At 72.3% G+C, this 18,830-nt stretch carries 19 protein-coding genes; 13 read left to right on the forward strand and 6 right to left on the reverse strand.

Features of this window, described 5'->3' with window-relative positions; all coding sequences use genetic code 11:
• Positions 1 to 3: 3 nt before the first annotated feature.
• Positions 4 to 597, reverse strand: coding sequence for a TetR/AcrR family transcriptional regulator (locus tag ACIBQ6_RS17730; RefSeq protein ID WP_397212995.1), 594 nt, complete (start codon positions 595 to 597; stop codon positions 4 to 6).
• A 131-nt stretch (positions 598 to 728) separates the two neighbouring features.
• Here ACIBQ6_RS17730 and ACIBQ6_RS17735 point away from each other — a divergent pair, with 131 nt between their 5' ends.
• A complete protein-coding gene (locus ACIBQ6_RS17735) occupies positions 729 to 2,921 on the forward strand; it encodes an MMPL family transporter (RefSeq protein ID WP_397212997.1) in 2,193 nt (730 codons plus the stop codon).
• Here the strand turns inward: ACIBQ6_RS17735 and ACIBQ6_RS17740 are convergent.
• Positions 2,878 to 3,735 (reverse strand): helix-turn-helix domain-containing GNAT family N-acetyltransferase, encoded by an 858-nt coding sequence (locus tag ACIBQ6_RS17740; RefSeq protein ID WP_358294083.1) that lies wholly within the window; start codon positions 3,733 to 3,735, stop codon positions 2,878 to 2,880. The two genes, ACIBQ6_RS17735 and ACIBQ6_RS17740, sit on opposite strands and share 44 nt — an antisense overlap.
• Positions 3,736 to 3,829: 94 nt before the next feature.
• Here ACIBQ6_RS17740 and ACIBQ6_RS17745 point away from each other — a divergent pair, with 94 nt between their 5' ends.
• Together ACIBQ6_RS17745 and ACIBQ6_RS17750 are read left to right on the forward strand one after the other, a co-directional pair.
• Positions 3,830 to 4,729, forward strand: a complete 900-nt coding sequence (locus ACIBQ6_RS17745) for a lactonase family protein (RefSeq protein ID WP_397213000.1) — start codon at positions 3,830 to 3,832, stop codon at positions 4,727 to 4,729.
• Positions 4,730 to 4,810: 81 nt separating this feature from the next.
• On the forward strand, positions 4,811 to 6,274 hold the full coding sequence (locus ACIBQ6_RS17750) for a N,N-dimethylformamidase beta subunit family domain-containing protein (protein WP_397213002.1): 1,464 nt from the start codon (positions 4,811 to 4,813) through the stop codon (positions 6,272 to 6,274).
• 38 nt (positions 6,275 to 6,312) lie between these two features.
• Here ACIBQ6_RS17750 and ACIBQ6_RS17755 read toward each other — a convergent pair whose 3' ends face one another.
• Positions 6,313 to 7,038: a Clp protease N-terminal domain-containing protein gene (locus tag ACIBQ6_RS17755; protein WP_358294079.1), complete on the reverse strand. Its 726-nt coding sequence runs from the start codon at positions 7,036 to 7,038 to the stop codon at positions 6,313 to 6,315.
• Between the two features lie 171 nt (positions 7,039 to 7,209).
• Here ACIBQ6_RS17755 and ACIBQ6_RS17760 point away from each other — a divergent pair, with 171 nt between their 5' ends.
• A complete protein-coding gene (locus tag ACIBQ6_RS17760) occupies positions 7,210 to 8,235 on the forward strand; it encodes a 6-phosphofructokinase (protein WP_352331196.1) in 1,026 nt (341 codons plus the stop codon).
• Between the two features lie 235 nt (positions 8,236 to 8,470).
• Here the strand turns inward: ACIBQ6_RS17760 and ACIBQ6_RS17765 are convergent, their stop codons facing one another.
• The gene (locus tag ACIBQ6_RS17765; protein WP_358294078.1) at positions 8,471 to 9,337 is read right to left on the reverse strand and encodes an MHYT domain-containing protein; all 867 of its coding nucleotides are present in this window, start codon (positions 9,335 to 9,337) and stop codon (positions 8,471 to 8,473) included.
• Between the two features lie 114 nt (positions 9,338 to 9,451).
• Here ACIBQ6_RS17765 and macS point away from each other — a divergent pair, with 114 nt between their 5' ends.
• The 3 genes from macS (at position 9,452) to thiI (ending at position 12,506) form a co-directional block, all read left to right on the forward strand.
• Entirely contained in the window at positions 9,452 to 10,579 is a 1,128-nt protein-coding gene (macS, locus tag ACIBQ6_RS17770; RefSeq protein ID WP_397213005.1) for a MacS family sensor histidine kinase, read from the forward strand.
• 9 nt (positions 10,580 to 10,588) lie between these two features.
• On the forward strand, positions 10,589 to 11,242 hold the full coding sequence (locus tag ACIBQ6_RS17775) for a response regulator transcription factor (protein WP_364331652.1): 654 nt from the start codon (positions 10,589 to 10,591) through the stop codon (positions 11,240 to 11,242).
• A 67-nt stretch (positions 11,243 to 11,309) separates the two neighbouring features.
• The gene (gene thiI / locus ACIBQ6_RS17780) at positions 11,310 to 12,506 is read left to right on the forward strand and encodes a tRNA uracil 4-sulfurtransferase ThiI (RefSeq protein ID WP_397213007.1); all 1,197 of its coding nucleotides are present in this window, start codon (positions 11,310 to 11,312) and stop codon (positions 12,504 to 12,506) included.
• Position 12,507: 1 nt separating this feature from the next.
• Here thiI and ACIBQ6_RS17785 read toward each other — a convergent pair whose 3' ends face one another.
• A complete protein-coding gene (locus tag ACIBQ6_RS17785) occupies positions 12,508 to 12,798 on the reverse strand; it encodes a YiaA/YiaB family inner membrane protein (RefSeq protein WP_352330712.1) in 291 nt (96 codons plus the stop codon).
• Between the two features lie 155 nt (positions 12,799 to 12,953).
• Here ACIBQ6_RS17785 and ACIBQ6_RS17790 point away from each other — a divergent pair, with 155 nt between their 5' ends.
• The 3 genes from ACIBQ6_RS17790 (at position 12,954) to ACIBQ6_RS17800 (ending at position 15,552) form a co-directional block, all read left to right on the forward strand.
• Complete coding sequence (locus ACIBQ6_RS17790; RefSeq protein ID WP_357993229.1) at positions 12,954 to 13,550, forward strand: molybdopterin-dependent oxidoreductase; 597 nt, start codon at positions 12,954 to 12,956, stop codon at positions 13,548 to 13,550.
• 55 nt (positions 13,551 to 13,605) lie between these two features.
• Positions 13,606 to 14,745 (forward strand): sensor histidine kinase, encoded by a 1,140-nt coding sequence (locus ACIBQ6_RS17795; protein WP_397213009.1) that lies wholly within the window; start codon positions 13,606 to 13,608, stop codon positions 14,743 to 14,745.
• 66 nt (positions 14,746 to 14,811) lie between these two features.
• Positions 14,812 to 15,552 carry a LytTR family DNA-binding domain-containing protein gene (locus tag ACIBQ6_RS17800; RefSeq protein ID WP_358294068.1) on the forward strand — a complete coding sequence of 247 codons (741 nt, stop codon included), beginning with the start codon at positions 14,812 to 14,814 and terminating at the stop codon, positions 15,550 to 15,552.
• Positions 15,553 to 16,167: 615 nt separating this feature from the next.
• Here ACIBQ6_RS17800 and ACIBQ6_RS17805 read toward each other — a convergent pair.
• Positions 16,168 to 17,010, reverse strand: coding sequence for a deoxyribonuclease IV (locus ACIBQ6_RS17805; protein WP_352326779.1), 843 nt, complete (start codon positions 17,008 to 17,010; stop codon positions 16,168 to 16,170).
• 145 nt (positions 17,011 to 17,155) lie between these two features.
• Here ACIBQ6_RS17805 and uraD point away from each other — a divergent pair, with 145 nt between their 5' ends.
• Genes uraD through pucL form a run of 3 tightly spaced genes read left to right on the forward strand, consistent with a single transcriptional unit; the run spans position 17,156 to position 18,825 of the window.
• Positions 17,156 to 17,665 carry a 2-oxo-4-hydroxy-4-carboxy-5-ureidoimidazoline decarboxylase gene (uraD, locus tag ACIBQ6_RS17810; protein WP_358294066.1) on the forward strand — a complete coding sequence of 170 codons (510 nt, stop codon included), beginning with the start codon at positions 17,156 to 17,158 and terminating at the stop codon, positions 17,663 to 17,665.
• A complete protein-coding gene (gene uraH, locus ACIBQ6_RS17815; protein ID WP_364331632.1) occupies positions 17,662 to 17,961 on the forward strand; it encodes a hydroxyisourate hydrolase in 300 nt (99 codons plus the stop codon). Before uraD ends, uraH begins: the two co-directional genes overlap by 4 nt.
• A complete protein-coding gene (gene pucL, locus ACIBQ6_RS17820) occupies positions 17,962 to 18,825 on the forward strand; it encodes a factor-independent urate hydroxylase (protein ID WP_358294062.1) in 864 nt (287 codons plus the stop codon).
• Positions 18,826 to 18,830 lie beyond the last annotated feature (5 nt).

The raw sequence follows: 18,830 nt of genomic DNA on the forward strand, positions 1-18,830 counted from the left end.
GGCTCAGGTCAGGTAGCGGACCAGCATGAGCTTGAGCTCGGCCACGAGCTCCGCGCCGCGCTCGGGCGTCGCCGGCCCCAGCATGGGCAGCACCGCCTTCACCATGGCCAGCGCCATCGTCGCGTTGAGCAGCGCCCGCTCCTGCGGCAGCTCGGGCGAACGCCGTCGCAGCAGCGCCGCGATCCGCTCCGCCAGCGAGGCGTGCAGGCGCTGGGAGGCCGCCGCGAGCCGGTCGCCGGTGGCCGACCCGTACAGCAGCGACCAGTACGCCGGTGAGTCGGCCTTGAACGCCACGCTCTCGTCCACGAGCTGCCCCACCAGTGCCTCCAGCGGGACGTCCGGGGTGATCGCCGCCAGCCGGGCCGCCCAGAACTCGTCCCGGTCGTCGGTGTAGCGGGACACCAGGCCGTCCAGGATCTCCTCCTTGTTCCGGAAGAACTGGTACAGCGACCCGGGGGAGAGCCCCGCCCGCGCGGCGACCTGGTTCGTCGTCATGTCCGGGTAGCCGATCTCGGCGATCACCGACTCCGCGGCGTCGAGGATCTCGGCCATCCGCTTCAGGCCGCGCGCCTGCCTGCGGACCGTGCGTTCAGGCATGGGCCACCTCGTTGACAAATACGAGCATTTACTTGTATTTCTGGTTCGACAGCGAAACACGAGTAGTTTACCGAGTTTTCCGGAGATCCCTTGCGAACCTGCCCATCAGGCCCGGCGTGGGCGGTGCCCGCGTGGCCGTGAACGTCGCCACCCGGGGCCCGCACGCCGCCGCCGAGCCGCCGCTGCGCAGGCTGGGCCACTTCCTCGTCCGCCGCCGCCGGCTCGTGCTGGCCCTGTCCGCGCTCCTGCTCGTCGTCGCGGGTGTCCTGGCCGCCGGTACGGTCTCCCGCCTCTCCCTGGCCCGCTTCGAGGCGCCGGGCTCGGAGTCCGACCGGGCCCAGGCCGAGCTCGTCCGCCGGTTCGGCACCGGCAGCCCCGACCTGGTCTTCCTGGTCACCCCCAGGTCGGGCACCGTCGACGACCCCGCGGCCGAGGCGGCGGGCCGCGCCCTCACCGACCGGATCGGCCGCTCGGACGGCGTCGCGGAGGCCTCCTCGTACTGGACCAGGGGCAGGCCCGCCACCCTGCGCAGCCGGGACGGCCGGCACGCGCTGATCGTGGTGCGCGTCCCCGGCGACGCCGACCACGTGCGGGCGCGGGTGCTGCCCGCGCTGGTGCCGCGGATCGTCGGCGAGCAGGGCCCGCTCCAGGTGCGGGCCGGCGGAGGGGAGGAGGTGTTCCGCGAGACCGTGCCGCTGGCCAGGCAGGACTTCGTCCGGGCCGAGCTGGTCATCTTCCCGGTGGCGTTCGTGCTGCTCTGGCTCTACCAGCGGCGCGTGCTCGCCGCCCTGGCGCCGATCCTGGCGGGGGTGCTGGCCATGGTGGTCGGCCTGGCGCTGCTGCGCGGCGTCCTGGTGTTCGCGGAGGTCTCCACCTTCGCCCTCAACCTCACCCTCGCCATGGGCCTCGGGCTCGGCATCGACTACTGCCTGTTCGTCGTCCAGCGTTTCCGCGAGGAGGTGAGCGCCGGACGCGACCGCGCGGCGGCCGTCGCCGGAGCCGTCGAGCACGCCGGGCGGACCGTGCTGTTCAGCGGCCTCACGGTGGCCGCCTCGCTGGCCGTGCTGTTCGCGCTGCCCTTCGACTTCCTGCGCTCCTTCGCTTTCGCGGGCATCGCGGTCGTGGCCGGCGGCCTGTTCGCGGCGGTGATCGTGCTGCCCGCGGTGCTGGCCTCGGCCGGCGGCGCGATGTCGCCCAGGCCGGGGCGTCCCGGGCGCGGCGGAACCGAGGCCCGGGGAGCCGGGTTCTGGCACGGCCTGGCCGTCCGGGTCATGCGCCGGCCGGTGGTGTTCGGCGGCCTGGCGGCGGCGCTGCTGCTGGTGCTCGCCTCGCCGTTCCTCGGCCTGCGCTTCGGCCCGGCCGACGACCGCATCTTGCCGCCGGAGGCGTCCTCGCGGCAGACCCAGGAGGTCATCCGGCAGACCTTCCCGGCGGAGGAGACCGACGCCATCCAGATCGTCTCGACGGGTGCGGCGCGGGCCGCCGACGTCTCGGCGTACGCGATGCGGCTCTCGCGGGTTCCCGGGGTCGCCCAGGTCGACTCCGCCGCCGGCGCCCACGCGGCCGGGCGGCGGGTCGGCGACGGCGACCCGGCCCGCTTCCGCGGACAGGGCGCGTGGTTGTCGGTGGTGCCCTCCGCCGAGGCGCTGGCCGGTGATCCCGTCCGGCTGGTGGAGTCCGTACGGGCCGTGCCGCCGCCCTTCGAGGTCCTGGTCGGCGGCTATCCCGCCGAGCTGGCCGACTACCGCGCCTTGGTCGTCGACCGCCTGCCGCTGGTGCTGACGCTCATGCTGGGCGTCACGTTCGCCGTGCTGTTCCTGATGACCGGCAGCCTGGTGCTCCCGCTCAAGGCGACCTTGCTGAACGTCCTCAGCCTCGGCGTCATGTTCGGCGCCGTCGTCTGGATCTTCCAGGAGGGCCACCTGCCGGGCCTGCTCGGCTTCACCTCGACCGGCACGCTCGACCCGAGCATCCCGATCCTCATGCTCTGCGTCGCCTACGGCCTGTCGATGGACTACGAGGTCTTCCTGCTGTCCAGGATCAAGGAGGAGTACGACAGGACGGGCGACACCGGGCAGGCCGTCGCCACCGGCATGCAGCGCGGCGCGCCCCTGATCACCGCGGCGGGCGGCATCCTGGCGCTCACGTTCGCCGCCTACGCCACCGCGCGGGTGGCGTTCGTGCAGATGCTCGGGGTCGGCATGGCCGTCGCGGTGCTGGCGGACGCCACCGTGATCAGGGCGGTGCTGGTGCCGAGCCTGATGCGCCTGGCCGGGCCGCTCAACTGGTGGCCGCGAGGTCGAGCGACCACATCTCCTCGGTGACCTCGGCGCCGTTCTCCACGCCCCGCTCGGCCGACTCCAGCTCGAAGCCGGCCGTCTGGTAGATGCGCCGCGCGCTCACCAGGCAGTCGCGCGTCCACAGCGTGACCCGCCGGTAGCCCCGGTCCCTGGCGTGGCGCAGGCACTCGGCCACCAGGCGCCGCCCGATCCCGAGGCCGCGCGCCGACGGCTCGACCAGCAACATGCGCAGCTTGGCCGTCGTGTCGTCCTGGTGCACGCAGAACACGCACCCGGCGCGCTCGCCGTCGACCTCGGCGATCCAGCCGGCGTCGCGGGCGGGGTCGTAGGCGCCCACGATCCTGGCCACGAGCTGCTCGAACTCGGTGCCCCAGCCGTACTCCTCGCTGTAGAGGGCGCCGTGCCGGTAGACGACCCAGCCCAGGTCGCCCGTCCGCGGGGGCCTGATCACGTACGAGCGGGCGGCCGGCTCGCCGAGCAGCCGCCGGATCGTCGCCATGCTGCCGACCAGCAGCGCCCGGTCGGCCTCGGGCAGGCCGTCGAGCAGCCGTTCGATCTCCTCGGCCGAACGGCGGTCGAGCCCGGCGAAGGTGGCCGCGCCCGTCTCGGTCAGCCGGACGAGCTGCTTGCGGGCGTCGGCGGCCGACCGCTCGCGGGCGACCAGCCCGTCGCCCTCGAAACGGGCCAGGATCCGGCTCAGGTAGCCCGCGTCGAGGTCGAGCAGGCCGCGCAGCTCGCCGGTCTCCATGCTCTCGGCGTGCGCGAGCTCGAACAGCACCCTGACTTCCGTCAGCGAGTAGGGCGAGTCGAGCATGCCTGCCTGGAGGACGCCGATCACTTTCGTATAGAACCGGTTGAAGGCTCTGATCTCAGAAACCCTTGCCTCCGTCAACGAATTCATTGCCCCAGTCAACCATAAGAAGGATCGCGTTGTGAACCTCTACATAGGCGGTTACGGCCCCGGCATCGTCACGGTGGGCGGCGAGCTGACCCGCGTGGCCTCGCCGTCGTTCCTGGCCGCCCACCCCACCCTGCCGGTGCTGTACGCGGCCGGCGAGCTGCAGCGCGGCTGGCTCACCGCCTTCACCACCGAGGGCGGCCTGTCCCCGCTGGACGAACGGTCCAGCGACGGCGACAGCCCCTGCCACGTCGCCGTCCACCCTTCGGGAAGCCTGCTGGCCGTGGCCAACTACGGCGACGGCACCGCCGGCCTGCACCACCTGGACGAGCGGGGCGCCTTCACCGGCGACCCCGTCGTCCTGCGGCACGAGGGCTCGGGCCCCGACCCCGACCGCCAGGCCGGCTCGCACGCCCACATGTGCGTCTTCCACGACGACGTCCTGCACGTCTCCGACCTGGGCACCGACGAGATCCGCCGCTACCGCCTGGACGGCTCCCCGCTCGACCCCGTCACCCTGGCCCCCGGCACCGGCCCCCGCCACTTCGCCTTCGCCGGCGACCGCCTGTACGTGGCCGGCGAGCTGGACGGCACCGTGACCCTCGTCGAGGGCGAGCGCCGCACCGTCGTGCCCGCCTCGCGCGCCGGGGGCGACAACGCGCCCAGCCACCTGCAGCTCGACGGCGACCTGGTCTACGTCGCCAACCGCGGGCCCGACACGGTCTCGGTGCTGCGCGCCGCGGACCTGTCCCCGGTGGCCGAGGTGCCCTCGGGCGGCGCCTGGCCCCGCCACTTCGCCATCGCCGGCGACCGCCTGTACGTCGCCAACCAGAACTCCGGCGAGGTGACCGTGTTCACCCTGGAGGACGGGGTGCCCGAGCCGGCCGGCCAGTCGTACGAGGTGCCCAGCCCGTCCTGCGTGCTGCCCGCATAGAACGCCTGGCGGGAAGCGGCCCGGTGTAAGGATCTGGCCAAGTCGTGGCCCGGCCCCGTGGCGGGCCACGACGATGGCCGGGTGCGCAAGCTCCTGCTGCTCCTCACCCTGTTGATCGCCGTCCTGCCGGCCGCCGGATGCGGCGGCGGCCCCGTGCGGCCGGCGCCGTCCGCGTCGCCCGCGCCGCCCGTCCCGCAGCCGTCGGAGACGGGCCGGCCGTCGCCGCCGCCGGTGGACGCGGGGGAGTCCTGGCGGATCACCACCCGCGGGGCCGACCACGAGATCGAGGGCTACGCCGACCACGTGAGCGTCCTGCCCGGCCAGCCCTTCGCCCTGCACGTCTCCACCACCGCCCCGCGCTTCACCGCCGGCGCGTTCAGGATGGGCGCGCACCCGGCCAAGGTGTGGGAGTCGCCGCAGGTGGAGGGCGTGCGCCAGCCTCCGGCCAGGACCGTGCACGGCACGGTGACCGCCGCCCACTGGAAGCCCTCGCTCACCGTGGACACCCGCGGCTGGACGGAGGGCGCGTACCTGATCAGGCTCGACGCCTCCACCGGCGCCCAGCGGTACGTGCCGATCACCGTCCGCTCGGCCTCCACCCGGGGCCGCGTGGTGATGGTGAACGCGGTCACCACCTGGCAGGCGTACAACCTGTGGGGCGGCCGCAGCCTGTACCTGGGCCCCGGCGGGTTCGCCGATCGCTCGCGCGAGGTCACCTTCGACCGCCCGTACGACGGCGGCGGCGCCCGCCTGTTCCTCGACTTCGAGCAGTCGGCCCTGGCCGTGGCCGAGCGCAGCGGCGTGCCCCTGGCCTACCTCACCAGCCTCGACCTCGGCCCCGGCGTGCTGGACGGCGCCCGGGCCGTGGTCTCGCTCGGCCACGACGAGTACTGGTCGCCCGCCATGCGCACGGCCGTCACCAGGGCCAGGGACAGCGGGACGAACCTCGCCTTCCTCGGCGCGAACGCCGTCTACTGGCGCATCGCGATCAAGGGCAGGACGGTCGCCTGCGACAAGGAACGGCTGTGCCCGCTGTGGCGGGACTCCCGCCCGGAGAGCGCCCTGGTGGGCCAGATGTACGACTGCTTCCCCGCCCAGGGCGCCTACACGGTCCGCCGGCCGGGCCACTGGATCTTCGCGGGCACCCGGGGGCGGCGCTTCCCCGGCATGGTCGGCCCGGAGACCGACAAGGTCTCGCACGGCTCACCGAAAGGCGTGGAGGTGCTGGCCGACTCGCCGTTCTCGTGCGGAGGACGCGGGACGACGTCGCAGAGCACGTACTACACGGCGCCGAGCGGGGCCGGGGTGTTCGCCTCGGGCACGATGCGCTGGGTGTGCGCGATGCGCGGCAAGCGCTGCGGCCACGGCGTCCCGGAGTCCGCGGCCGCCTTCACCCGCCGCGCCACGGCGAACGTGCTGACCCGGTTCGCCGCCGGCCCGGCAGGGCGCTCCGGTCAGCCCGCCCACCCTCCTCAGGGCCGCGCGGGCCCGCCGGGGAACGCCGCCCCCGGGGCCGGCCCGAGGGCGGCCGGGGGGCGGCCGTGAGCGACTCCCGGGAGCGGCCCGCGGGCAGCCGGTCGCGGCTATGAGCGGCGTTCGCGCAGGATCGCCGCCAGCCGCTCCCTGATCTCCCGCTCGGCCGCCTCCTTGTGCACGCCGAGATCGGCCAGGGCCCGCACCACCGGGCCCTCCTCCAGGGAGAGCACGCCGAGCAGCAGGTGCTCGGTGCCGACGTAGTTGTGCCCGAGCCGCAGGGCCTCGCGCAGGGTCAGCTCCAGCGCCTTGGCGCACTGCGCGGAGAACGGCAGGGTGACGGGCGACTGCCCGCCGCCGGGCGCCATGGCCGCCGTGACGGCCTCCCTGACCGCCTCGGGGGAGGCCCCGAGCGTGGCCATGGTCGATGCGGCCAGCGCCTCGGGCACGTGCAGCAGCCCGAGCACCAGGTGCCCGACCTCGATGTGGTCGTGCCCCGACAGGCGCGCCTCCTCCTGTGACTTGACCACCGCGACCCGGGCCTTGTCGGTGTAGCGGGCGTAGTTGCGCAGGTCGTCGGCGAGCGAGCCGCCCTCCTTGACCACGAACCGCTTCTGCGCGGCCTGCTTGGTCACGCCCATGCTGCGGCCGATGTCGGTCCAGGAGGCGCCGGAGTGGCGGGCGTGGTCCACGAAGTGGCCGATCAGGTGGTCGGCCACCTCTCCGAGGTGCTCGCCCAGCGTGACGGCGTCGGAGAGCTGGCCGAGCGGGTCGCCGTCCGGATGACGGCTCTTGATGGCGGCGATGAGGTCGTCGAGACGTACGGTTTCGTCCATGCGTCAACCATAGGTTGACGCTGGCGCGCCGTCAACCCCGGGTTGACGATCGCCGCTTCCAGGAAATGATCGAGGGCCGCGCGTTTGGTCTAGACCACTGAGCGTCGCGGCGGGCACAATGCGAGCTGTCACCGAGCAATGGTTCGTGAACCCCATCGGGAGGAACCCGCCATGCGTATAGGAGTGCTCACCGGAGGCGGAGACTGTCCGGGTCTCAACGCCGTCATCAGGGCCGTGGTGCGTAAGGGGGTGAGCACGTACGGCCATGAGTTCGTGGGCTTCCGCGACGGCTGGCGCGGGCCCCTGGAAGGCGACACGATGCCGCTCGACATCCAGGCCGTACGAGGCATCCTGCCGCGGGGCGGCACCATTCTCGGATCCTCCCGCACCAACCCGATCAAGATCGAGGGCGGCGTCGACCGCATCAAGGAGAACCTCGCCGCCACCGGCGTCGACGCCCTGATCGCCATCGGCGGCGAGGACACGCTCGGCGTGGCCAAACAGCTCTACGACCGCGACGTCAAGGTCGTGGGCGTGCCCAAGACCATCGACAACGACCTGTCCGGCACCGACTACACCTTCGGCTTCGACACCGCGGTCAACATCGCGATGGAGGCCATCGACCGGCTGCACACCACCGCCGAGTCCCACCACCGCGCGCTGATCTGCGAGGTCATGGGCCGCCACGCGGGCTGGATCGCGCTGCACGCGGGCATGGCCGGCGGCGCGAACGTGATCCTCATCCCCGAGAAGCCGTTCGACATCGACCGGGTCTGCGAGTACGTCGAGTCCCGCTTCCGCACCCGCTACTCGCCGATCATCGTCGTGGCCGAGGGCGCCCACCCGATCGAGGGCCAGATGGAGCTGCAGACCGGCACCCTCGACGCGTTCGGGCACGTCCGGCTCGGCGGCATCGGCGAGGTGCTGGCCAAGGAGATCGAGAAGCGCACCGGCAAGGAGGCCCGCACCACCGTGCTCGGCCACATCCAGCGCGGCGGCACCCCGACGGCCTACGACCGGGTGCTGGCCACCAGGTTCGGGCTGCAGGCGATCGACGCCGCGCACGAGGGCGACTACGGCACGATGGTCGCGCTGCGCGGCACCGACATCGTCCGGGTCGGGCTCGACGAGGCGACGGCCGAGCTGAAGACCGTCCCGGCCTCCCGGTACTCCGAGGCCGAGGTGTTCTTCGGGTGAGGCTCTCTACGGCTGGCTGAAAGCGGCTTGCAAGCGCCGGGCCGTACTTTCTGGGCAGCGGGGTTACCGCTTACAACCCCCCTCGGGGTACGGCTTGGGGCGCAGCGAGTCGGCGGCCCACTTTGCGCCGCAAGCCGTACCCAGGAGATAGCTCAATCGCGGGGCGCGCCGAGGTGATCCACCTCCGGCGCGCCCTCGTCGCGTCCGGCCCCGTCCGGACGCTCGTCACCGCGGGCTATCTGCGGGGCGCGCGCATCATCCGCTGCTGTTGCGGGCGGGGGGCGGCCTGCGGCGCGGGGTAGGCCAGGCGCTGCTGCTGCTGGGCGGCGCGCCGGCGCAGCTCCAGGCGGGCGACCATCTCGGCGTCCTCGTGCAGCTCCTCCTCCGAGGGCGCGAGGATCACCATGAGCAGCATGGTCAGCGTGATCAGGCTGATCACGGTCATGAGCGGGACGAGGAAGTCGAGGGCGTCCGCGCCGGTGACCATGCCGGGCTCGGCGTCGACGGTGACCCGCATGGCGTACATGCCGGTGTAGTGCATGCCCGAGACGGCCACGCCCATGACCAGCGCCGCGCCGGTGATCCAGACCGGCTTCTTGACCCGCAGCGTGAACCAGAGCGCGGCGGTCGCGGCCACGACGGCGATCACCACGGACCCGGCCACGATCGTGCGGTCGTAGGAGACGTGGGCGCTCATGTTCATCGCGTACATGCCGAGGTAGTGCATGCTGGCCACGCCGAGCCCGGTGAGCAGGCCGCCGCCGAGCAGCGCCGGCGCCCGGCCGCGGCCGTAGGAGACCAGGAACAGCCCGGTGCCGACCACCACCACGGCCACGGCGGCCGAGGCGACGGTGAGCGGCACGTCGTACTTGATCTGCGTGCCCTCCACCGCGAAGCCCATCATCCCGACGAAGTGCATGACCCAGATGCCGGTGCCGCCGATGGAGATGGCCGCGCCGATCAGCCAGCGCACCCGCGACGCGCCGCGGCTGGCGTGCGCCTGTGCGGTGAGCCGCAGTCCGAGCATCGAACCCAGGCACGACATCAGGTACGCCAGCAGCGGTGTGAGCGGTCCGTGGGTGAAATGATTAACAGCGGTCATATATCGACATTCCTTGTGATTAGGGGTTGACGGATTGTGTCATCCGGCCTGTCCCTTCCGCATGGATAACGCAACTATCTGTCAACCGGCGTGTCGGAAACATGAGAGGGTCTCATGAGCATCGAGGGGCCCTTCTGGCGCGCGATCGCCGTCTTCCGCGCCGCGTCGTTGCTGTACGCCGCCGTGCTGATGGCCCAGTACCGCGGGTACGAGCAGCCGGTCGCCGGATGGCTGGTGATCGCCCTGATGGCGTTGTGGACGGCCGCAGCCACGTACGCGTACGCGTCGGAAAGGCTGCGCGGATGGCCGCTGCTGGCCGTGGATTTGTTGGTGGCGCTGGCCTGCCTGCTGGCGTCCCCGTACGTGGAGGGCCCCCGTCAGGGCGTGGCGGGCACCATGCCCGTGCCCGCCACCTGGGTCGCCGCGCCCGTCCTGGCCTGGGCCGTGCACGGCGGCAGGCGCGCGGGCGCGGTGGCGGCGGCCCTGGTCGCCGCCGCGGACCTGTGGCTGCGCGTGCGCGCCCCGGAGGCGCCCGTGATGATCAACGGCGCGGTCCTGCTGTTCCTGTCAGGAGTGGTTGTCGGACACGTGGCCCGGCTGGCCAAGGAGGCCGAGGAGCGCATGCAGCGCGCGGCCGAGATGGAGGCCGCCCAGCGCGAACGCGACCGGCTGGCCCGCGACCTGCACGACTCCGTCCTGCAGGTGCTGGCCCTGGTCCAGCGGCGCGGCCGGCAGATCGGCGGCGAGGCGGCCGAGCTGGGCCGCCTGGCCGGCGAGCAGGAGGCCGCGCTGCGCGAGCTCATCGCCGCCCGCCCCGCCCCGACCGGCGCCACGGACCTGCGCTCGCTGCTCATGCGGCACGGCTCGCCGCTGGTGACGGTCTCCACCCCGGCCACGCCGCTCGTCCTGCCCACGCCGGCGGCCGAGGGCGTGGCGGCCGCGGTCGGGGCCGCCCTGGACAACGTGCGCGAGCACTGCGGCGCTGACGCGCGGGCCTGGGTGTTCGCCGAGTCCTGCGACGACGTGGTCATGGTGACGGTGCGCGACGAGGGCCCCGGCATCCCGGAGGGGCGCCTGGAGCGGGCCGCCGCCGAGGGCCGACTGGGCGTCGCGCAGTCCATCCGCGGGCGCGTCGCCGACCTGGGCGGGACGGTCGCCGTCGCCTCCACGCCGTCCGGGACCGAGATCGAGATCAGTCTTCCCTGCGGACGGGCGCGGATAGGCGGGGACCGGCCCGGTTAGAGTGACGTCATGGTGCGGGTCATGGTGGTGGACGACCATCCCATGTGGCGCGACGGCGTGGCCAGGGATCTGTCCGAGGCGGGCTACGAGGTCGTGGCCGTGGTGGGGGAGGGCCGGCAGGCGATCAGGGCGGCCGCGGCGGTGCGCCCGCAGGTCGTCGTGCTGGATCTGCGCCTGCCCGACATGTCCGGCGCGGAGGTGGCCGCCGGGCTGGCCGGGGCCGAACCGGCGCCCAAGGTCCTGGTGTTGTCGGCCAGCGCCGAGCAGGACGACGTGCTGGCGGCCGTCAAGGCGGGCGCGTCCGGCTATCTGGTGAAGTCGGCGAGCCGGGAGGAGTTCCTCGACGCCGTCCGCCGCACCGCCGAGGGCGACGCCGTCTTCACACCGGGCCTGGCCGGGCTGGTGCTGGGGGAGTACCGCCGGCTGGCCGCGCGCCCCGCCGCCGGACGCGCCGACGACGACGGCCCGAGGCTGACCGAGCGCGAGACGGAGGTGCTGCGGCTGGTCGCCAAGGGCCTGACCTACCGGCAGGTCGCCGACCGCCTGGTGCTCTCGCACCGCACGGTCCAGAACCACGTGCAGAACACGCTGAGCAAGCTCCAGCTGCACAACCGGGTGGAACTGGTCCGATATGCGATCGAGCAGGGCCTCGACGCGGACTAAACTCGACAGGTCGCGGCGTTGCCTTCCTAGCGGCCGCGCTTTCCCCGTCTTCCCCGGAGGTTCCACCATGACGATGTCCGCCCTGGGCGAGCCATGCGTTCTGCTCAAGCTGGGCGAGATCGTTCTCAAGGGCAAGAACCGTGAGCTGTTCGAGCGCCGCCTGATCGACAACATCCGCTTCGCGCTCCAGGATCTCGGCCTCAAGACGGACGTCCGCCGGCGCCACGGCGTCGTCGCGATCTTCCTGCCCGAGGGGTCGGACGTCGAGCAGGCCGACGCGGTGGCCCGGCGGGTCGCCGACGTGCCCGGCCTGGTGTGGATCCACCGCGCCTGGCGGGTGGCCAAAGACCCCGACGCCGTGCTCAAGGCCGCCCTGGAGCTGATCCGCGACCGCGAGGAGGTGGCGCGCAAGGCCAGCTTCGCGGTGCGCTCCCGCCGCCGCGACAAGCGCTTCCCGCTGCGCTCCAACGAGCTCGACCGGCTCGTCGGCGGCGCGATCAACGACGAGTACCGGCTGCCCGTCAGACTGAAGAACCCCGAGCTGACCGTCTTCATCGAGGTCGACCGGGACGAGGTGTTCGTCTTCACCGACGGCATCCCGGGCCAGGGCGGCCTGCCGGTCGGCAGCAGCGGCCGGGCGCTGGTGCTCATGTCGGGCGGCATCGACTCGCCGGTGGCGGCCTACCGGATGATGAAGCGCGGCCTGCACGTCGACTTCCTGCACTTCTCCGGCATCCCCTTCACCACCTCCGAGTCGATCTACAAGGCGTACGCGCTGGTCAGGAAGCTCGACAGGTTCCAGGGCAGGTCGCGGCTGTGGGTGGTGCCGTTCGGCAAGGCGCAGCAGTCGATCCGCAACTCGGGCCAGGACCGCCTGGCCGTGATCGCCCAGCGGCGGCTCATGCTGAAGACGGCCGAGGAGGTCGCCCACCGCATCCGCGCCGGCGCGCTGATCACCGGCGACGCGCTCGGCCAGGTCTCCTCCCAGACGCTGGCCAACATCACCGCCCAGGACAACGCGGTCGAGCTGCCGATCCTGCGCCCGCTCGTGGGCTGGGACAAGACCGAGATCATGGCCGAGGCCCGGCGCATCGGCACGCTGGAGATCTCGGAGCTGCCCGACGAGGACTGCTGCTCCCTGCTGGCTCCCAAGCGCGCCGAGACGCGGGCCAAGATCGACGACCTCAAGCAGATCGAGAAGCGGCTCGACGCCGAGGAGCTGTGCGTGCAGCTCGCCGACTCGATCCAGGAGTACACGCTGTAGCTCAGGCCGCGTCGACCTTGAACGGGTCGTGCTCGGCCAGCAGCTTGTCCAGCCTGGCCTGGTCCACGCGGTTGGTCACCTCCGCCAGCTCCTGCCGGTCGCGGACGACCTTGCACAGGTTGACCGTGGAGGTGACCACGTACAGCAGGCCGAGCGCGAGGAACGCCCTGATCCAGCCGGAGGCCGGCAGGTAGATCAGGGCGATCACCACGGACGACACGGAGACGGCGAACGACAGGACCGCCTGGACGTAGAACGCGGCGGTCTGCGTGGGACGGATGGGCTTGCTCATGAGTTCATGGTGATCTCGCAGGCCAGGCCGTCGCATGGGCTTTCGTACTCAAGTTACTAATGAGTACGAAAGGCCCGGCCGCAGCCCCGGACGCGGGGCGCGGACGGGCCGATGGCAGGATGGCCCAAGACGCGAGATCGGTGAGGGGAGTGATCGTGGAGGAGTCGCGCCTGCCTCCGGGCCAGTACGTCCCGCGCGGCCGCCCCGTGATCCACTACGGCAGGGTGCCCGCGTTCAAGCCGGACAGCTGGGACTTCCGCGTCTTCGGCGCCACGGCCTCCGGCGAGGAGCACTGCCTGACGTGGGCGGACTTCGAGCTGCTGCCCCGGGACACGCGCATCGCCGACTTCCACTGCGTCACCAAGTTCTCCCTCATGGCCAACGAGTGGCGGGGCGTCACCCCGGCGACGATCATGGAGCTGGCGCCGCCCGACCCCGGCGTGCGCCACGTCATGATCTGGGCCGAGTACGGCTACAGCGCCAACCTCCGCATGTCCGACTTCGCCGCCCCCGACACCCTGTTCGCCACCGAACTGGACGAGAAGCCGCTCAGCCCCGACCGAGGTTTCCCCGTGCGCATCGTGGTCCCCCACCTGTACGCGTGGAAGAGCGTCAAGTGGGTGCGGGCCGTCGAATACCTCCTGGAGGACCGGCGCGGCTTCTGGGAGGAACGCGGATACCACAACCTGGCAGATCCCTGGCGTGAACAGCGCTACTCCTACCAGGAGGAACCCGGCGAGGGCCCCCCGTAGACTTCGCTGCGGGTTTCCACCCGAACACGACCGGTTATTGGCTACGGTTTGGCGCATGCAGACCACCGCATGCGTGGCGCTCTCCCTCCTGCTCTTCCTCCTCGGCTACGCCTGCGCCAGGACGCGCCGCCCGGCGCTCCCGGAAGGCGGCGGCAAGCACGAGGCCACCTTCACCGCGTTGCACGTCGCGGGGCTGGCCGCGCCCGCCCTGCGCGGCGGGCTCGACCGCGACTCGGCGCGCAAGGCCGTACGTCACCTGCACGCGCTGCTCGGCACCCGCGCCGTCGCGATCACCTCCACCGACGCCGCGCTGGCCTGGAACGGCCCCTGCACCGACGACGTGCTCACCTACGCCCGCACCACCCTGGCCGCCGGGCGGGCGCAGGTGTTCGCCGGGCGGCCGTACGGGGCCGTGGTCGTGCCGCTGACCGTGGACGACACGGTCGTGGGCACGCTGGCGGCCTTCGACGAGGAGGTCAGCGCGGCGCTCGTGCGCGCCGTGACCGAGCTGGGCCGCTGGGTGTCGGGGCAGCTGGAGCTGGCCGACCTCGACGCCTCCCGCAGGCGGGCCCTGGAGGCCGAGATGCGCGCCCTTCGTGCCCAGATCTCGCCGCACTTCGTCTACAACGCGCTGACCACGATCGCCTCGTTCGTCCGGACGAACCCCAAGCGCGCCCGCGAGCTGCTGCTCGACTTCGCCGACTTCTCCCGCTACGCCCTGCGCCGGGCCCACGACTTCACCACCCTGGCCGACGAGCTGACCTGCGTCGACCGGTACCTGCTGCTGGAGCGCGCCCGCTTCGGCGACAAGCTGCGCTTCAGCCTGCAGGTCGCGCCCGAGGTGCTGCCGGTTCCGGTGCCCTTCCTGTGCCTGCAACCGCTGGTGGAGAACGCCATCAAGCACGGCATGCGCGGCCGGCGCGGCGGCGGCGAGGTGCGGGTCGTGGTCCGCGACGCCGGCCCCGAGGCCCACATCACCGTCGAGGACGACGGCACCGGCATGGACCCCGAGTGCGCCAGGCGCATGCTCGACGGCGAACCGGCCCGCGAGGGCGGCGGCATCGGCCTGGCCAACGTGGACCTGCGCATGCGCCAGATCTACGGCGACGGCTACGGCCTCGTCGTGGAGACCGCGCTCGGCGCGGGCACCCGGGTGCGGCTGCGCGTCCCGAAGAAGCAATTTACCTCATTGTAGTCAATTCCTTACGCTGAGCTGGCGTGTCGCTTGTGACCTCTGCTTTCATACGGCAGCGTGGAGCCCATGCTGAGGGTCCTGGCGGTCGACGACGAGCTGCCCGCTCTTGAGGAGCTCGCCTACCTGCTGCGCCAGGACACGAGAATCGAACACGTCGCGACCGCGGCCGACGGCGTCACCGCGCTGCAGGACATGGTGCAGATGATCGGCGGCGGCGAGCGGCTCGACGCGATCTTCCTCGACATCCGCATGCCGGGCCTCGACGGGCTCGACCTCGCCCGGCTGGTCGGCGGCTTCCCCAGCCCGCCCAAGCTGGTGTTCGTCACGGCGCACGAGGAGTGCGCGGTGCAGGCGTTCGAGCTGGAGGCCGTCGACTACCTGCTCAAACCGGTCCGGGCCGAGCGCCTGGCGGAGGCGGTCAGGCGGCTGGAGGCGGCCTCCGCGCCGCTCGCCGAGCCGAGCCAGGACGACGTGATCCCGGTCGAGCTGGGCGGGCGCACCAGGTTCGTGCCGCAGCAGGCCATCTGGTTCGCCGAGGCCAAGGGCGACTACGTGCGGCTGCACACCGGCGACGGCAGCTACCTCGTCCGCATGTCGCTGGCCGCGCTCGAACGCCGCTGGTCGGAGGCGGGGTTCATCCGCGTCCACCGCAGCACCCTGGTCTCGGCCCGGCACGTCAGCGAGCTGCGCTTCGAGGGCGGCCGGGTCACGCTCACCGTCGGCACGGAGACGTTGCAGGTCAGCCGGCGGCACAGCCGTCAGGTGCGCGAACAGCTCGTCCGCCAGCATCGCGGCGCCTTCTCCTGACCGCCGTTGCATAGGGGCTGGTGCCGATGGGTGGGCGTGAAGCTGGGCGTGTCCGGCGGGCGCCGGGCGGGCGCCGGGCCCCGGCCGCGGGCGGTCTGCCGCCGCGATGGTAAAAGATTTCCCAGGTCACGTCGGGGGTGGGCCCTTGGCGCCGGTTCCCGCGATGCCCTCCAGGGGCCTGCCGGTCGCTGGGAGGACCCATGAACCAGCCGTTCGTCGCTCGCCGGCGACCGCTCGCCGTCCGGCCACCCTCCGTATGTCGATGACTACAGACCGTTCAGCGAGCTGGCCGTGAACAGGGTTTCGCCCACAAGATCGCGACCGTAGTGTTTCGGCATCGGAAGCCACCCGGCGCATCGGGGGGGACGGGCCGCAAGGCCCAAGCAAGGGCCTGATGCGTCGGCTTCACCGGTGACCACCAGGTCACCACGGCTGTCGGGCCTTTGACCGGGGGGTAGGGCCCGCCTGCCGATCAGGTGAGGGGGCGCCTGCGGAGGCCACGGACCCCGGCCCCGCGATCCGGCCTTCGGGGGCGGCCGGATCGTGCGAGCAGGCGCCCCTATCACGATTGCTGACCAGGACGGGCTCTCATCCCCGTCACCGGGGATCGCCGGGTCAGCCCTCGTCGCGGAGCTTCTTCAGCAGCTCGATGTCCTCGCGGTGCTTGTCGGCCTTGCCGGGCGTCTCGATGCAGATCGGCACGCCCGCCACCGCCGGATGCCGCATGATCTCGGCGAACGGCTGCGCGCCGATGTGGCCCGCGCCGATGTTCTCGTGCCGGTCCTTCTTGGCCCCGCACACGTCTTTGCTGTCGTTGGCGTGGATGAGCTTGAGCCGGCCGGGCGCGATGGCGTGCAGGGCGTCGAACGTCTCCCGCACCCCGCCCTCGGCGGCCAGGTCGTGGCCGGCGGCGAAGGCGTGGCAGGTGTCGAGGCAGACGCAGGCCCGCGGGTGCCAGTCGAGCGCCGCGAGATAGGGCTCCAGGTCCTGGACGGTCGCGCAGAGCATCGCGCCCTGGCCCGCCATGGGCTCCAGCAGCAGGTCGGGACCGCCCTCGGGGATCTCGTCGAGCAGCGGCAGCAGGGTCTCGCGGATCTGCCGCAGCGCGTCGTCGCGGGACTGGGTGACGGCCGAGCCGGTGTGGACCACGACGCCCTTGGCGCCGGTCTCGACCCCGCGCCGCAGCCCGTGGCGGACGACGGCGATGGAGTTGGCCAGCGTCTCGGGGTTGGGCGAGCCGAAGTTCACCAGGTACGGCACGTGGATGAACGCGGTGACGCCGGACTCGGCCAGCTTGGCGTCCTCGGCGGGCTTGCCGTCGTTGAGCGCCCAGCCGCGCGGGTTGGTGACGAACACCTGGACCATCTCGGCGCCGATCTCGGCCATGTACTTCAGGCCGCCGGTCGCCAGGCCGCCGGTGACGGACACGTGCCCGCCGATCAGGGATGTCAAGGTCATGATGGCTCCCAGTGTAGGCGCAGCTCAGGGGCGTCCCGGCCGCGGCCGGGTTGGAGCATGACACGAAAAGTCCTGGCCATCCCGTTGCGTACTTGGGAGTTCTCACGGATGGACCGGGAACCAGGCCCGTGTGTGTACTGCTGACATGTCCAACTCCCTGGCCGGGTTCAACCGGCGGCCGCGCGCGGAGGCGGAGGCGGAGCTGCTGGCCTGCTGCGCCTCCCGCGCGTTCGCCGCGGCGGTGGCCGCGCGCAGGCCCTACGCCGCCCGCGAACGGCTCGCCGAGGCCGCCGAGACGGCGGTGCGCGAGCTGACGTGGCCCGACGTGCTGGAGGCGCTGGCGGCCCACCCGCGCATCGGGGAACGCCCGTCCGGGGACGGCCGGGAGTCGCGCTGGTCGAGCCAGGAGCAGGCGGGCGCCCACGGGGATGCGGCGCTGCGGGCCGCGCTGGCCGCGGGCAACCGCGCGTACGAGGAGCGGTTCGGGTACGTCTACCTGGTCTGCGCCGCCGGCCTGAGCGGGGCCGAGCTGCTGGCCCGGCTGCGCGCCCGGCTGGACAACGACGAGGAGACCGAGCGCGGGGTCGTCCGCGACGAACTGGCGAAGATCACCCGGCTCCGGCTGGGGAAGCTCATGGAAGGGGAGGGGAGATGAGCTTCTCGACGCACGTCCTGGACGCGGTCTCGGGCCGCCCGGCCGCCGGGGTGGGCGTCCGGCTGGAGCACGAGGGCCGCGTGCTGGCCCGGGGCAGCACCGACGACGACGGCCGGATCAAGGGGTGGGACACCGAGGAGGGCGTGCACCGCGTCGTCTTCGACACCGGCGCCTACCTGGCCGACACCTTCTACCCCGAGGTCGTCATCGCCTTCACCGTCACCGACGCCGCGGCGCACCACCACGTGCCGCTGCTGCTCAGCCCGTACGCCTACTCCACCTACCGAGGGAGCTAGATGACCGTCAAGCTGGGCCCCAACCGTTACGGCAAGGCGGAGACCAGGCTGGTCCACGTGGTCAGGGAGGGGGCCGTCCACCACCTCAAGGACATCAACGTCAGCACCTCGCTGTCGGGCGACATGGAGGAGGCGCACAGGAACGGCAGCAACGCCGCCGTCCTGCCCACCGACACGCAGAAGAACACCGCCTACGCCTTCGCCAGGAAGCACGGCGTCGGCGAGATCGAGGACTTCGCCCTTTTACTGGCCCGCCACTACGTCTCCGCGCACCCGTCCATCCACCACGCGCGGGTGGAGATCGAGGAGTACGCCTGGAACCGCATCCCCGGCGAGTCGCGGCACTCCTTCGTGCGCGACGGCGGTGAGGTGCGCACCTGCGTCGTCCACCACGACAGGGACGGCCGCACCACCGTCGTGTCCGGCCTGACGGACCTGGTCGTGCTGAACTCGACCGGCTCGGAGTTCCACGGCTACCTCGTGGACGAGTACACCACCCTCCAGCCGACGACCGACCGCGTCCTGGCCACCGCGGTCACCGCCCGCTGGCGGCACGCCGGGACAGGCGAGCGCCCGCCGTACGCGCAGGTGCGCGCCTGCCTGCTGGACGCCTTCGCGCAGACGCACAGCCTGTCGTTGCAGCAGACCCTGTACGCGATGGGGGAGCGGGTGCTGACCACCTGCCCGCAGGTCTGCGAGGTCCGGCTGACGCTGCCGAACAAGCACCACTTCCTGGTCGACCTGTCGCCGTTCGGCCTGGACAACGAGAACGAGGTCTTCTACGCCGCCGACCGTCCCTACGGGCTGATCGAGGGCAGTGTGCTGCGTGAGGACGCACCCGACGCGGGATTCGCCTGGGAGTGAGGACG

Source organism: Nonomuraea sp. NPDC049655 (genome assembly GCF_044465465.1).
Classification (GTDB): domain Bacteria; phylum Actinomycetota; class Actinomycetes; order Streptosporangiales; family Streptosporangiaceae; genus Nonomuraea.